This window comes from Mesorhizobium sp. CC13 (assembly GCF_039907765.1).
In the GTDB taxonomy this organism is placed as follows: Bacteria; Pseudomonadota; Alphaproteobacteria; order Rhizobiales; family Rhizobiaceae; genus Aminobacter.
Genome location: NZ_JARDJI010000001.1, coordinates 435,504 through 449,061, shown reverse-complemented (window position 1 = coordinate 449,061; position 13,558 = coordinate 435,504). Strand labels below are relative to the sequence as shown.

General features: G+C 66.5%; 12 protein-coding genes and 1 tRNA gene. 5 read left to right on the top strand and 8 right to left on the bottom strand.

Annotation, left to right across the window (positions count from 1 at the left end):
• Nucleotides 1-13: 13 nt before the first annotated feature.
• Nucleotides 14-610: a biotin transporter BioY gene (locus PV773_RS02120; protein WP_347964743.1), complete on the bottom strand. Its 597-nt coding sequence runs from the start codon at nucleotides 608-610 to the stop codon at nucleotides 14-16.
• 124 nt (nucleotides 611-734) lie between these two features.
• On the opposite strand from PV773_RS02120, the gene PV773_RS02115 reads away from it, so the two are divergent.
• Nucleotides 735-1,643, top strand: a complete 909-nt coding sequence (locus PV773_RS02115) for an MBL fold metallo-hydrolase (protein ID WP_347964742.1) — start codon at nucleotides 735-737, stop codon at nucleotides 1,641-1,643.
• A gap of 107 nt (nucleotides 1,644-1,750) precedes the next feature.
• Here PV773_RS02115 and PV773_RS02110 read toward each other — a convergent pair whose 3' ends face one another.
• Together PV773_RS02110 and PV773_RS02105 are read right to left on the bottom strand one after the other, a co-directional pair.
• Nucleotides 1,751-2,485 (bottom strand): DUF1499 domain-containing protein, encoded by a 735-nt coding sequence (locus PV773_RS02110; RefSeq protein WP_347964741.1) that lies wholly within the window; start codon nucleotides 2,483-2,485, stop codon nucleotides 1,751-1,753.
• 208 nt (nucleotides 2,486-2,693) lie between these two features.
• Nucleotides 2,694-4,331: a long-chain-fatty-acid--CoA ligase gene (locus PV773_RS02105; protein ID WP_347964740.1), complete on the bottom strand. Its 1,638-nt coding sequence runs from the start codon at nucleotides 4,329-4,331 to the stop codon at nucleotides 2,694-2,696.
• A gap of 162 nt (nucleotides 4,332-4,493) precedes the next feature.
• Here PV773_RS02105 and PV773_RS02100 point away from each other — a divergent pair, with 162 nt between their 5' ends.
• The gene (locus tag PV773_RS02100; RefSeq protein ID WP_347964739.1) at nucleotides 4,494-5,249 is read left to right on the top strand and encodes a hypothetical protein; all 756 of its coding nucleotides are present in this window, start codon (nucleotides 4,494-4,496) and stop codon (nucleotides 5,247-5,249) included.
• Nucleotides 5,250-5,378: 129 nt separating this feature from the next.
• On the top strand, nucleotides 5,379-5,687 hold the full coding sequence (locus tag PV773_RS02095; protein WP_347964738.1) for a hypothetical protein: 309 nt from the start codon (nucleotides 5,379-5,381) through the stop codon (nucleotides 5,685-5,687).
• Nucleotides 5,688-5,789: 102 nt separating this feature from the next.
• Here the strand turns inward: PV773_RS02095 and ppdK are convergent, their stop codons facing one another.
• Nucleotides 5,790-8,456 (bottom strand): pyruvate, phosphate dikinase, encoded by a 2,667-nt coding sequence (gene ppdK / locus PV773_RS02090; protein WP_347964737.1) that lies wholly within the window; start codon nucleotides 8,454-8,456, stop codon nucleotides 5,790-5,792.
• A gap of 204 nt (nucleotides 8,457-8,660) precedes the next feature.
• On the opposite strand from ppdK, the gene PV773_RS02085 reads away from it, so the two are divergent.
• Together PV773_RS02085 and PV773_RS02080 are read left to right on the top strand one after the other, a co-directional pair.
• Nucleotides 8,661-8,996: a VOC family protein gene (locus PV773_RS02085; protein ID WP_347964736.1), complete on the top strand. Its 336-nt coding sequence runs from the start codon at nucleotides 8,661-8,663 to the stop codon at nucleotides 8,994-8,996.
• Between the two features lie 124 nt (nucleotides 8,997-9,120).
• Nucleotides 9,121-9,195, top strand: a tRNA-Gln gene (locus tag PV773_RS02080).
• 158 nt (nucleotides 9,196-9,353) lie between these two features.
• On the opposite strand, the gene PV773_RS02075 is transcribed toward PV773_RS02080, so the two are convergent.
• The 4 genes from PV773_RS02075 to PV773_RS02060 all read right to left on the bottom strand — a co-directional run bounded on the left by PV773_RS02075 (nucleotide 9,354) and on the right by PV773_RS02060 (nucleotide 13,557).
• Entirely contained in the window at nucleotides 9,354-10,454 is a 1,101-nt protein-coding gene (locus tag PV773_RS02075; RefSeq protein WP_347964735.1) for a fatty acid desaturase, read from the bottom strand.
• 181 nt (nucleotides 10,455-10,635) lie between these two features.
• Nucleotides 10,636-11,622: an oligopeptide/dipeptide ABC transporter ATP-binding protein gene (locus tag PV773_RS02070; protein ID WP_347964734.1), complete on the bottom strand. Its 987-nt coding sequence runs from the start codon at nucleotides 11,620-11,622 to the stop codon at nucleotides 10,636-10,638.
• A complete protein-coding gene (locus PV773_RS02065) occupies nucleotides 11,615-12,646 on the bottom strand; it encodes an ABC transporter ATP-binding protein (RefSeq protein WP_347964733.1) in 1,032 nt (343 codons plus the stop codon). The genes PV773_RS02070 and PV773_RS02065 overlap by 8 nt, the downstream gene beginning before the upstream one ends.
• The gene (locus tag PV773_RS02060) at nucleotides 12,643-13,557 is read right to left on the bottom strand and encodes an ABC transporter permease (RefSeq protein ID WP_347964732.1); all 915 of its coding nucleotides are present in this window, start codon (nucleotides 13,555-13,557) and stop codon (nucleotides 12,643-12,645) included. The genes PV773_RS02065 and PV773_RS02060 overlap by 4 nt, the downstream gene beginning before the upstream one ends.
• Nucleotide 13,558 lies beyond the last annotated feature (1 nt).

The following is a 13,558-nucleotide window of genomic DNA, read 5'->3' as shown; positions in this document are numbered from 1 at the left end:
GGGTTGGGCCCGATCAGCCCTTCTTGGGCACGAGCGCCCAGATTGCCGGAACGGCTGCGGCGGCGAGCGCCACCTTGATCAGGTCGGGAGCGATGAACGGCACCACGCCGAACTGCCAGGCCTTGTCGGCGCCGATCAGCAGCGACAGCCACGAGAAGCCCATCGCCATCATGACGGCTTCGGCGACGAGCATCGCGCCCAGCATCTTGACGATGCTGCGGCCCCAGCCGCGGTCGACGGCCCAGCCGACGATCGCCACCATGGCGACGAAGCCGGCGAGATAGCCGCCGGTCGAACCGAGCATGTAGGCGATGCCGATACCCTTCTCAGGCGTGCTCTGGAACACCGGGTAGCCCATGGCGCCCTGCGCCATGTAGAGCAACACCGCCGCGAGACCGAGGCGCAGTCCGAAGGCGGCGCCGATGCCGAGCACGGCCAGCGTCTGCAGCGACATGTCGACCGGGCCGAGCACGACCTTGGTCTTGGCCGAGGCGACCAGCAGCAACGAACCGGCGACCGCCAGCAGAAGCTGGGTGGCCAGGCGTGTGGCTCCCTTGGCGGGAAGCGCGGCGGAAACGAGCGCGGTGGATGTGCTGGATGCGGCGGCCATGTGGAATCCTCTTGCGTTGCACGCGCCTTGGCGTGCCGAACATGGTTTTCCCTATATTGCCTTCCATGCTAAGCGGCAAACGAATTTGCCGCCCGGCACAGCAACGCACAAGCATCGGCACGCCATGTCCCTCGACTTCGATACACGCTTCGAGCCTGCCTATGGCAACGCCGTGCCAATCTCCAAGGGCGTGCTCCGGCTGACCGTCAACAACCCGAGCCCGTTCACCTTTCACGGCACCAACAGCTATGTCGTCGGTTCCGATACGCTTGCCGTGATCGATCCCGGACCTGAAGACGAGGCCCATCTTGAGGCGCTGATCCAGACGATAGCCGGACGCCCCGTGAGCCACATCTTCGTCAGCCATACCCATCGCGACCACTCGCCGCTGGCGGCGAGGCTGAAGGCGCTGACCGGCGCCAGGACGGTGGCCGAAGGGCCGCATCGACCTGCCCGGCCGCTGCACCTAGGCGAGGTTCCGGCACTGGATGCCAGCAGCGACATGGAGTTCGTGCCCGACCTCGTCGTCGCCGACGGCCAGGTGATCGAGGGCGACGGCTGGCGCATCGGAACCGTGCTCACCCCCGGGCACGCGGCAAATCACGCCGCCTTCTCGCTCGAGGGCACCGGCATCCTGTTCTCCGCCGACCACGTCATGGCGTGGTCCACCTCGATCGTCGCGCCTCCCGACGGCGCCATGTCGGACTACATGGCCTCGCTCGACCGCCTGACCGGGCGCGACGACCGCATCTATCTGCCGGGGCATGGCGGTCCCGTGACGGACCCGCAGCGATTCGTTCGCGGGCTGAAGGCGCACCGCAAGATGCGCGAGCGCGCGATCCTCGAACGCCTCAGGGCCGGCGACCGCTCGATTGGGGAAATCGTCCGCGCGATCTACCGCGACACCGACCCCCGCCTGCATGGTGCCGCGGGGTTGTCGGTGTTCGCCCACCTGGAAGATCTTGTCGGCCGCGGCGAGGTGGTCTGCGCCGGAGTTCCCTCGCTCGACGGAACCTACGCGCCGGCGAGTTAGAGCTTAGGCGGCCAGACGGGAAGCCTCCGGCGTCGCACAAAGGCGGCTGGGAGAATAGCTGGGGCGGCAGAATTGCATTCGTCAGAATGCCCCCCGCTCCGGCGTCGCTATTGCTGCTTCGTGGAGGTCGCAGTGCCCGCCTGGTTGGCGATCTCCTGGTCCAGTTCGGTCAGGAAGCCGACGATGAGTTCGGCGTTCACCGACAGGTCATGCCGCCCGTAGCGTGAGGCCGAGCGCATGTCGACGAACACCGAGTTGCCGTCGTCCACCACCCGTATGCCCACATCGGACGGCAAGGCGAGGATCATCGTGCGGGCCACGGCCTCGATGTCGACCTCGCCGCTGGCCTGCTCCGGCGCCGGCGGCGGCACCACCACGTCCCAGTCCCGGCGCGACAGGACCGCAGTCACGCTCTCCAGCACGCGGTCGAGTGAAAGGTCGTAGCGCCGGCCGGCGACCAGCGGATAAGCCTCGGCCTGGAGGCTGCGCTCGCCGGGCGACGTCGGCTCGAGCCCATTCATGCCTGGCGTTCGCATCAACGCCGCAACGTTGATGTCCGGCGGGTTGTCGAGATCGGTCGAGATGTCGCGCAGCATGGGCAGGGTGGCGACCTGGTAGGCGGTATAGGCGAAGGGGGAAAGGACCAGCAGCGCCAGAAGCGCGCCGAATGTCAGGTCATGCCCGCCCTCGTCGCCGAACTTCCAGAGCCGGGAAAACGCGAAGCCGGAAAACAGCAGCGCAAGTGCCGCCAGCAACGCGACAATGCCCATCACCCAGAAGAAGGCAGGCGTTTCGACCAGGCCGCGGCGATGACCTAGGACAGCCGTGACCAACAAGACCATGGCGAAAGACGCCATGCCCCGGGAAACGCCTGCCGCGCGCGTCGTCCGCGGCTCAAGATACCTCGTGTGAAACTCGACCATCGAACCCCGTCACCTGCTGCGGCCATGGCAGCACGCCGCCCCCAAACGGCATAGATCGCTGCCGCGACAGATTAAAGGGATTTGTTCGACCGTTGAAGTGGAAAGGGATGCCCTTTCCGCGTCATCCTCAGGCAGAAGAATCCGTCGGAAGGCGATAGTCCTTGAGCCGCTCGCGCAACACCGACTTCTGGATCTTGCCGGTGGCGGTGTGCGGGATCTCGTCGACGAAGACGACGTCGTCGGGCACCCACCATTTGGCCACCTTGCCGTCGAAGAGCGCCAACAGGTCGGCCTTGTCGGGGTTCCTGCCCTGCTTGGGCACGACGACCAGCAAGGGACGCTCGTCCCAGCGCGAGTGCTTCACGCCGATCGCTGCCGCCTCCTGGACGTCGGGATGTCCGACGGCCAGGTTTTCCAGCTCGATGCTCGAAATCCACTCGCCGCCCGACTTGATGACATCCTTGGAACGGTCGGTGATCTGCATGTAGCCGTGCTCGTCGACATGGGCGACGTCGCCCGTGTCGAACCAGCCGTCGGCGTCGAACTGTTCGGCGCTCGCGCCGCCGTAGTAGGATGCCGACACGGCCGGGCCGCGCACCTTCAGCCGCCCGAAGGTCCTGCCGTCCCACGGCAGTTCGTTGTCGTCGTCGTCGGTGACTTTCATTTCGACGCCGAACGGCGTGTATCCCTGCTTTTGCTGGAGATTGAGCCGCTCAGCCCCTTCAAGGTCCTGATATTCGGGCTTGATCGTGCATAGGGTTCCGAGCGGCGACATTTCCGTCATGCCCCAGGCGTGGACGACCTCGACGCCGTAGTTGCGTTCAAACTTCTCGGTCACGGTGCGCGGGCAGGCCGAGCCGCCGATCACCACCCGGTTGAGGTGCGGCAGCTTCTTGCCGGTTTCCTCGAGATGCTGCAGCAGCATGAGCCACACCGTCGGCACCGCCGCGGTGAAGGTGATGCGCTCGGTGTCGAGCAGTTCGTAGATCGAGGCTCCGTCCATCTTGCCGCCCGGCATGACCAGCTTGGCGCCCACCATCGGCGCGCTCTGGGCAAGACCCCAGGCATTGGCGTGGAACATCGGCACCACCGGCAGGACGACGTCGCGGACGGAAACACCCATGGCGTCCGGCATGACGGCGATCATCGCGTGCAGCACGTTCGAGCGATGGCTGTAGACGACGCCCTTCGGGTCGCCGGTCGTGCCCGAGGTGTAGCACATGCCCGCAGCGGCATGCTCGTCGAGCTGCTTCCAGGCATAGTCCCCGTCGGCCTCGGCCAGCCAGTCCTCGTAGGCGACGAAGCTGGCCAGTCCGCTGGGCGGCAGGTGCGCCGAATCGGTGAGGACGATGATCTGCCGGAGCGACGGCACCTGCGGCGCGATCTTCTCGACCAGCGGCAAGAAGGTCAGGTCGACGAACAGCGCCTGGTCCTGGGCGTGGTTCATGATCCACGCCAGTTGCTCGGGGAAAAGCCGCGGGTTGAGCGTGTGGTAGACCCCGCCCATGCCCATGATGCCGTACCACGCCTCCATGTGGCGCGCGCTGTTCCAGGCGAGCGTGGCGATGCGGTCACCGACCTTGAAGCCGTCTCGCTCCAGGCGCTGTGCCACCTTGAGCGCCCGCTTCCGAAGCTCGGCATAGTTGGTGCGGACGATCGGCCCCTCGACCGAGCGCGACACCACCTCCCGGTGGGGGTGCTGCAGTGCTGCGTGATCCAAGATCTTGTGGCACAGCAGCGGCCACTCCTGCATCAGACCGAGCATTCGGATCCTCCCAAATCCATTTGCCGCATCTTTGGTCCCAATCCGGGGATTGTCCAGTCCGGCCGGCCCGGCCGCAAACCTCGTCCGGCCATATTGCGGCCACGGTCCCGGTTAACCTTTATTACCGGCTGGCGTGGTGGGTAGATTAATGTGAGGGATCACATGGATACGCAGCCCCGCGCGGAGGATGAGCAGTCTCCGCAGCAAGAGATGCTCTCGCAGGAGCAGACGGCTCTGGAAGAATCGCAGGCCGATACGATCGAACAGGACCTGGCCGCCGCCGAGGCGAAACTCGATACAGCCGAGGAAGGTGCAATTGCGCTCCCGGAGGAGATCGGCGCCGCCGCTGTCTCGGACCCCGACGCGAGCGAAGGCGAGCTTGAGGCCACAGCCACGGAAGACGAAGAGCCGATAGCCGTATCGACGGCGGACGAGGATACGGCCGGCACCGACGAGGTTCCTGCGATGGAACTCGAAGAACCGGCCATCGAAGCGGAACTCGACGAACCGCCCTTGGAGGCCTCGGTTCAGCCGGAACTCTCGCCCTCCGAAATCACCGCCATCGAGCAGCCTGTCGAGACCGCTGTACTTGAACAGGAAGCTGCAGCCGGGACAGAGGCACCTACGGCCATCGCCGAAGGCATCTCCGAGACGGAGTTTGCCCAGATGGTCGACGATGCGCTCGAAACTGTGGGCGGCATCCTGCTGTTCAAGATGCGCGTCGACGAGGACGGCGAGGAGAAGCACGTCGCCGCAACCTCCATCGGCGACGGCGCTCGGCGGCAATACCTGCTGCTTTCGCTGCCCGTCGCAGGCGGCAAGCTCAAGGTCGAATCGGCGGCGCGCAGCAACAGCCCCGTGGCAAAACTCGCCGAAGCCTATGTGGGCGTGGTCGAGGCCTTCTGCGCCGCGGCTTGAGGCGGCAAGGCTATCAGTCGACGATCCCGGAACCGCGCTGGATGGCGCATCGGAATACCCTACGCCAGCCGTTTGCGTAGGGTATCGAACCGATATACCCTACGCGAAACATTGACGTAGGGTATTCCGATGCGCCTGCCTCTCTCGGCCCACGCCGCCTATCAGGACCTTCTCGAAGCGCACCGCATGCGCAACGTCAGCGAAATCGCCGGCGCGCCCTTTCTCAAACAACTGCCACAGGGCAAATACTGGTATGCTCGCCAGAAGATCGGCGACAAGCCGGTGGATCGTTACATCGGCCCCGACAGCCAAGACCTTCGCCAGCGCGTCGCGCGCATGCAGGAGGCGGTCGAAGACGAGAAGCAGTTTGAACGAAACTGCGCGATCCTTGTGGCGCAGCTGCGTGCCGTAGGCGCGAGGCAATTAGCGCCTCGCTGAAGCAGAGGCCATCAATCGACGGGCTGCTCAGCGACATCGCCTGACAGGTTATACCCAAAACGCATTTTGGGCATAACCAAGCGAAATCAGGCGCTTGCAGTGTTACTGCCGCGCCTTCACCGCGGCCTGCGCGGCAGCGAGCCGTGCAATCGGCACACGGAAGGGCGAGCACGACACATAGTCGAGCCCGACGCTCTCGCAGAAGCGGATCGAGGCGGGATCGCCGCCATGTTCGCCGCAGATGCCGAGCTTGATCTCGGGCCGCGTCGCCCTGCCCTTCTCGGCCGCGATCTTCACCAGCTCGCCGACGCCGTCGACGTCGAGCGAGACGAACGGGTCCTGCTCGATGATGCCCTTCTGGCGATAGGTCTCGAGGAACGACGCCGCGTCGTCGCGCGAGATGCCGAAGGTCGTCTGCGTCAGGTCGTTGGTGCCGAAGGAGAAGAATTCGGCAGCTTCTGCGATCACATGCGCGCGGATCGCCGCGCGCGGCAGCTCGATCATCGTGCCGGTCAGGTAGTCGATCTTGGTGCCGCTCTCCTGCATCACGCCCTGGGCGACCTGGTCGATGCGTGCCTTGACGTAGTCGAGTTCCTTCATCAGGCCGACCAGCGGCACCATGATCTCGGGCACCACCGGGCTGCCGGTCTTCTTGCCGGCTTCGACGGCCGCCTCGAAGATGGCGCGCGCCTGCATCTCGGCGATCTCGGGATAGGAGACGGCAAGGCGGCAGCCGCGATGGCCCAGCATCGGGTTGAACTCGTGCAGGGCCTCGGTGCGCTGGCGCAGCTTGTCGGCCGGCACGTTCATCGCCTCGGCGACCTCGGCGATTTCCTCTTCGGTCTTGGGCAGGAACTCGTGCAGCGGCGGGTCGAGCAGGCGGATCGTCACCGGCAGGCCGGCCATGATCTCGAACAGCTCGAGGAAGTCCGAGCGCTGCATCGGCAGCAGCTTGTCGAGCGCCTTGCGGCGGTCCTTCTCGGTGTCGGCGAGGATCATCTCGCGCATGGCAACGATGCGGTCGCCGTCGAAGAACATGTGCTCGGTGCGGCACAGCCCGATGCCCTCGGCGCCGAACGAGCGCGCCATGCGCGCGTCCGCCGGCGTCTCGGCGTTGGTGCGCACCTTCATGCGCCGCGCCGCATCCGCCCATTCCATGATGGCGGCGAAATCGCCCGACAGCTCCGGCTGCAGCATCGGCACCGCCCCCTTCAGCACCTGGCCGTTGGCGCCGTCGATGGTGATGATGTCGCCCTTGCGGAAGGCCTTGCCCATCACCGTCAGCGTGCCCTGGCGATAGTCGACCCGCAGCGAACCGGCGCCGGAAACGCAAGGCTTGCCCATGCCGCGGGCAACCACCGCCGCGTGGCTGGTCATGCCGCCGCGCGTCGTCAGGATGCCTTCCGAGGCATGCATGCCGTGGATGTCCTCGGGGCTGGTCTCGATGCGGACAAGGATGACCTTGCGGCCGGCCGACTTCATCTCCTCGGCCTCGTCGGACGAGAACACGATCTCGCCGGTGGCCGCCCCCGGCGACGCCGGCAGGCCGACCGCGATCACCTCGCGCTGGGCCTTGGGGTCGATGGTGGGATGCAGCAGCTGGTCGAGGGAGGCCGGATCGATGCGGCCGATCGCCTCCTGCTTGCTGATCAGGCCCTCGGCCGCCATCTCGACGGCGATCCTCAGCGCCGCCTTGGCGGTGCGCTTGCCCGATCGCGTCTGCAGCATCCACAGCTTGCCGCGCTCGATGGTGAACTCCAGGTCCTGCATGTCGCGATAGTGCTTTTCGAGCCGGTCGGAGATCGACACGAAGGAAGCGAAAGCCTCCGGCATCAGCTTCTGCAGCGAGGGCTTGTCGGAGCCGGCGGCGATGCGCGCGGCCTCGGTGATGTTCTGCGGCGTGCGGATGCCGGCAACGACGTCCTCGCCCTGCGCGTTCACCAGGAACTCGCCGTAGAGCATCTTCTCGCCGGTCGAGGGGTTGCGGGTGAAGGCAACGCCGGTAGCGGAGGTGTCGCCCATGTTGCCGAATACCATGGCCTGGACGTTGACCGCCGTGCCCCAGCTCTCGGGAATGTCGTGCAGGCGGCGGTAGGTGATGGCGCGGTGGTTCATCCAGCTCGAGAACACCGCGCCGATCGCGCCCCACAGCTGCTCATGCGGGTCCTGCGGGAAGGAGCGGCCGAGCTCCTCCTCGACCTTGGCCTTGTAGAGGCCGATCACTTGCTGCCACTCGGTGGCCGAAAAATCGGTGTCGAGCTCGTGGCCGAGACGCGCCTTCTCGTCTTCCAGGATCTCCTCGAAGACCTCGTGGTCGAGGCCCAGCACCACGTCGGAATACATGGTGATGAAGCGGCGGTAGCTGTCATAGGCAAAGCGTGCGTCGCCGGCGTCCCTGGCAAGCGCCTCGACGGTCACGTCGTTGAGGCCGAGATTGAGGACGGTGTCCATCATGCCGGGCATCGACGCGCGGGCGCCCGAGCGCACCGAAACGAGCAGCAGCCTTTCCGGATCGCCGAAGCTGCGGCCGGTGAGCGCGCCGACATGCTCCAGCGCGGCGCGGACATCCGCTTCAAGCGTCTCGGGATAGTTGCGGCCGTTGGCGTAATACCAGTTGCAGGCCTCGGTGGTGATGGTGAAACCGGGCGGCACCGGCAGGCCGAGACTGCACATCTCGGCGAGATTCGCCCCCTTGCCGCCGAGCAGGTTGCGATCGCCCGCACGCCCCTCCGCCGCACCGTCGCCAAACCTGTAGACCCACTTGGTCATGCCCTCTCCTCGCCGACTGAGTGTCCAGCGCACGGTGGCTGCCATACGCTTCACGGGGAGCGATAGGATGCTGCGTTGCGAAAGGCAAGGCGCAGTTCCGACACGCGGCGTTCTACAATCGATTAATGGCCGCGGCAGCCGCGGTGCTTGCGGCGGCGCCCCGGCTCCTATAGAACATTTCAAGAACACACTCAGGAGATCGCTATGAGGAAAACGGGCAAGCTCGACTATATCGAGATGTCGGCAACCGGCGGCACGATCGATCACGTCAAGGCATTCTACAGCTCGGCGTTCGGCTGGAGCTTCACCGACTACGGGCCCGACTATTCGGCCTTCGACGAGGGGCTCGAAGGCGGCTTTCAGGCGGAGGTTCAGGCCAAGCCGTTGCCCATCCTCTATTCCGAGGCGCTGGAGGAGACGCTGCGCGCCGTCGAGGAGGCAGGCGGTACCATCGTCAAGCCGGTCTTCTCCTTCCCCGGTGGCCGGCGGTTCCACTTCACCGATCCGGCCGGCAACGAACTGGCCGTCTGGGGCGAATGATCCGGCCAGCCGGCTTGGGACAAGCGGCAAAAGGCGCGTTGTGCTTTTGCCGCGCACTGCCTATAAGGCGGCGGTCGATTGACTCGCACGCGGCACTGTTCTTGTCTCGCCTGCGGCTTGTTGATGGGGCGTCGCCAAGCGGTAAGGCATCGGTTTTTGGTACCGACATTCCCAGGTTCGAATCCTGGCGCCCCAGCCACATTTCAAGCAGCTTCTGAAGTTGTTCGCAGAACGGATTTCCGCGACCGGCCGCGCCGGCTCGAGCCATTCCAGCAAAAACGCGAAGCGGTCATCCGTCCGGAATGGCGTCAAACAAGAGAGATAGAGCGCCTTCGCGATTCGAGGAAAAGCGGAGCCTTAGGCGCGGGCTTCGGCGAACGTCACCAGGCGCCGGCGCTTCTCGTCCCACAGCGCCAGATTGATGCAGGCCAGGCTCTTCCAGAAGGTCAGCTTCACGTTCTGGCTGGCGTCGCGAAGTTCCGCGCTGCCATCGAAGCAGGCCTGCAGCCGGTAGAACGGAACACGGCTGCACAAGTGATGGATGTGGTGCAGTCCGATCGACCCGGTGATCCACTGTGCCACGGCAGGCAAGGCATACCAGGAACTCCCGCCGAAAGCCGCGACATGCAGGTCCCACGCCTCGCCCGCGTCCCAACGCGTCTCCTCGAACTGATGCTGGACATAGAACAGCCAGCCGCCGACCCAGGCGCCCATCACGACGACCGGCAGGATCGCCAGCATCACCGCCCAGCCGGCCAGGAAGACGAGCCCGCCATAGACGGCCAGCAGCGCCAGGTTGAGGCCGCCGGCACTGCGCCAGGCCTCGACCCGTGGTATCGCGTCGTTGTAGGGCAGCCGGTGCATGACCAGGAAATACACGGGCACGCCGATCACGATCAGCGCCACCGGATTGCGATAGATGCGATACATCAGCCGCTGGCCGGTGGACATTGCCTCGTATTCGGCGACCGTCCGCGTATCGATGTCGCCGATGCCGCGCTTGTCGAGGTTGCCCGACGAGCCGTGGTGCACGGCATGCGCCTTTTGCCAGAGCGTGTAGGGCGTGAAGGTAAACACGCTCAGCACGCGCCCGATCAGGCGGTTTGCAGGCCGCGAACTGGTGAAGGAGCCATGGCCGCAATCGTGCTGGATCGCAAACAGCCTTACCAGGAACGCGGCACAGGCCGGCGCCAGCAGCCCGACGAGGCCCCAGCGCCAGTTGCCGAGCAACGGCTCGGCATAGGCGGCCAGCCAGACCAGCATTGCCAGCATCGCCAGGAAGGGTATCAGCGTCACCGCCAGTTCGAAGGCGGCACGCCGGTCGTCGGGATCGCGGAAACGGTTGCAATGCGAAGCAAGCCGGCGAACGAGAGCCTTTTCAGCCGCCGGATCGACGATCGGGGCAAATCCGGCTGTCGGAATTCGGCCGTCCGCGTCGGACGGCATCAACTGTGTCATTCAGTCCCCGAAATCTCGCTGCCAACGTGTTTCCAGCGCGCCATTGCCCATAAGGCGCCGCAAGCGTCGTGGCTAGTGGAGTTGCCGTGGCAAATTGGCTCTACCGCCTCGAAATCTTTCGGCGCACGCCGATTCCACGACCCCAGGCGGTTCGCCGCATTCGGCGTTGCGGCTGAGGGTGTCAAGCATGGGCGATCCGGGCATGGCGCGCTGCATCGGCCAGAAGGCAGGCCGCGCGCCCGCCATGGATGACGGCGCGCAGCGCCGGCTCCTCGGTCCGGCAGGCGGGCTCGGCCACCGGACAGCGGGTCGAAAAGCGGCACCCCGGCGGCGGGTTGCGCGGGCTGGGCGGGTCGCCCGCGAGCAGCACGCGCGGGCGCACGGCCTCGATGCGCGGATCGGGCGAAGGCACGGCCGAAAGCAGCGCCTGCGAATAGGGATGGGCGGGATCGGCGAACAGCGGCTTCGTCGCGCCCTCCTCGGCCACGCGGCCGAGATACATCACCGTCACATCCGAACACACCTCGCGCACGATGGCGAGGTCGTGGGCAACGATCACGATGGTCAGGCCGAGCTGGTCGCGCAGCCGCGCGAAGAGGTTGACGATCTGTGCCCTGACCGACACGTCGAGCGCCGACAGGGGTTCGTCCGCGATCAGAAGTTGTGGTCCGAGCGCCAGCGCCCGTGCGATGGCTACGCGCTGCCGCTGGCCGCCCGAGAGCGAGCGCGGCAGGCGATCGAGCACGCTCGCGGGCAGTGCCACGAGATCGAGAAGCTCGGCGATGCGGGCGCGACGTTGCACAGCGTTGCCCGAGCCGTGGATCAGCAACGGCTCTTCCAGCGTCTGGCCCACTGTCTGCCGCCGGCTCATCGAGCCTAGAGGGTCCTGGAACACGAACTGCACGGCGCGGGCAAAGCCCAGTCTGTCGCTCCGCTGCCATTCGGCGCGGTCGCGCCCGACGATGCGCACTTCACCTGAAGTCGCAGGCTGGAGCCCGATCAGCGCCCGGGCGAGCGTGGTCTTGCCGCAGCCCGATTCCCCGACGATGCCGTGGAACGCGCCCGCGGGGACGGTCAGGTCGACGCCGTCGACGGCGCGCACCAGACCCGCCGCGGTACGGAAATGCACCTTGACGCCGCGGGCTGCGATGGCGGGCGTGTCAGCCATGGGAGATCCCCTCTTCTTCCAGAACCACCGGGCAGGCGACCCGCCGTGCCGCCGTGCCGCGCCGGACGGCGGTCAGTTCCGGCCGCCGCGTGCGGCAGCCGGGACGCGCCCTGTCGCAGCGATCGACAAAACGGCAGCCCGCCTCGAGCGAGGCCTGGTTGGGCGGCAGGCCGGGGATCTCGCGCGTGCCCACGGCCGTTTCGGAGCGAAAATCGGGCACCGAGGCGAGAAGCCCGCGGGTGTAGGGGTGTATCGGGTCGGTCAGCACGTCGACCGCGACACCCTCCTCGGCCACCTGCCCGGCGTAGAGCACCATCACCCTGTCGGCCAGAACCGACACCGCGCCGATGTCATGGGTGATGAGGATCACGGCGATGCCGTCCTCCTTCTGGATCTGGCGGATCAGCGACAGGATCTGCGCCTGTACGGTGGCGTCGAGCGCGGTCGTCGGCTCGTCGGCGATCAGCACGCGCGGCCGCGCGGCGAGCGCCAGTGCGATCATCGCACGCTGCAGCATGCCGCCCGACAATTCGTGCGGATAGCGGCTGAAGCGGTCCTCGGGATCGGGAATGCCGGAGCGCGCCAGAAGCGAGACGGCCTCCTTGCGCGCGGCCTCGGGCGAGAGGCCCTGGTAGAGTTCGGCCTGCCGGGCGAGCTGCGGCCCGATCTTCAGCATCGGGTTCAGCGCGCTGATCGGATCCTGGAAGATCACCCCGAAATAGCCGCCGCGCAGCGCCGACAGGTCTTTCGCGGGCATCGTCAGCAGGTCGCGGCCGTCGGCCCGCGCCGCACCACGCAGGTCGACCGCGACGCCTTCGGGCAGCAGCCCGAGCGGCCCGAGCGTCATCACCGTCTTGCCCGAGCCGCTTTCGCCGACCACGGCCAGCGTCTCGCCCGGGGCGACGTGAAAGCTCGCACCGTCCACTGCACGCACCGAAAGGGTCGGGGTGTAGAGATCGATGACCAGGGACTCGACCGCATAGACGGGCGGGGCTCCGGCCGGTGTCGAAGTGGAACCGCTCATGCCCTCGCCTCCACTGCTTCGGCAGCCTTGCGCGCCGTCTCCTCAGCCGCCCGCGCAGCCCGCTTGCGCCGCAGCAATCCGCCGCGCACCGCGCGCGGCACCTTTTGTAGCGCGAAGGCTTCGCCGAGCAGGTTGAAGCTGACCACCACGGCGGTGAGCGCCAGCCCCGGGATGATGACCAGGCTCGGATATTCCTCGATGTAGCTCATGCCATCGACCAGTATCTGGCCCCACTCCGGCGTCGGGGGAGCCACCCCGAGGCCGAGGAAGGAGAGCGTGGCGATGGCGAGCACCAGCGCACCTGCGTCCGCGCTGGCATAGACGACGACGAGGCCCAGCACATGCGGCAGGATATGGCGCGCGAATATCCAAAGGTGGCTCGCGCCCATCACCCGCGCGGCCTCGATATAGGGCTGCTGCAGTTCGGCCACCACGACTGCGCGGCTCATGCGCGCATAGTTCGCCCACCAGGCGAGCGTCAGCGCGATGACCATCTTCCAGAAGTCCGACAGCCACGTCCAGGCGTCACCCGAAAAGACGCCGATCAGGGCCAGCGCGATGATCAGGCTGGGCAGCGCCAGGGCGATGTCGATGAGCGAGATCAACACCAGTTCCGTGCGTCCGCCGACATAGCCCGCGAACGAGCCGATGACGACGCCGATCGCCAGCGCCGCCGCCAGCACCACTGTCATCGCGGTGAGCGAGGTGCGCGCGCCGCCGATGATGCGGCTGAACATGTCACGGCCGAGATAGTCGGTGCCGAGGAAATGCGTCGCCGACGGCCCTTGAAGGATCGCGCCGTAGTCCTGCGCCGCGGGATCCTGGGTCATGAGCAGCGGCGCGAACAGGCCGACGAGGACAAAGAGGACGGCCGGGGTCAGGACCGCCCAGGGCCAGGAGCGCATGTTCATC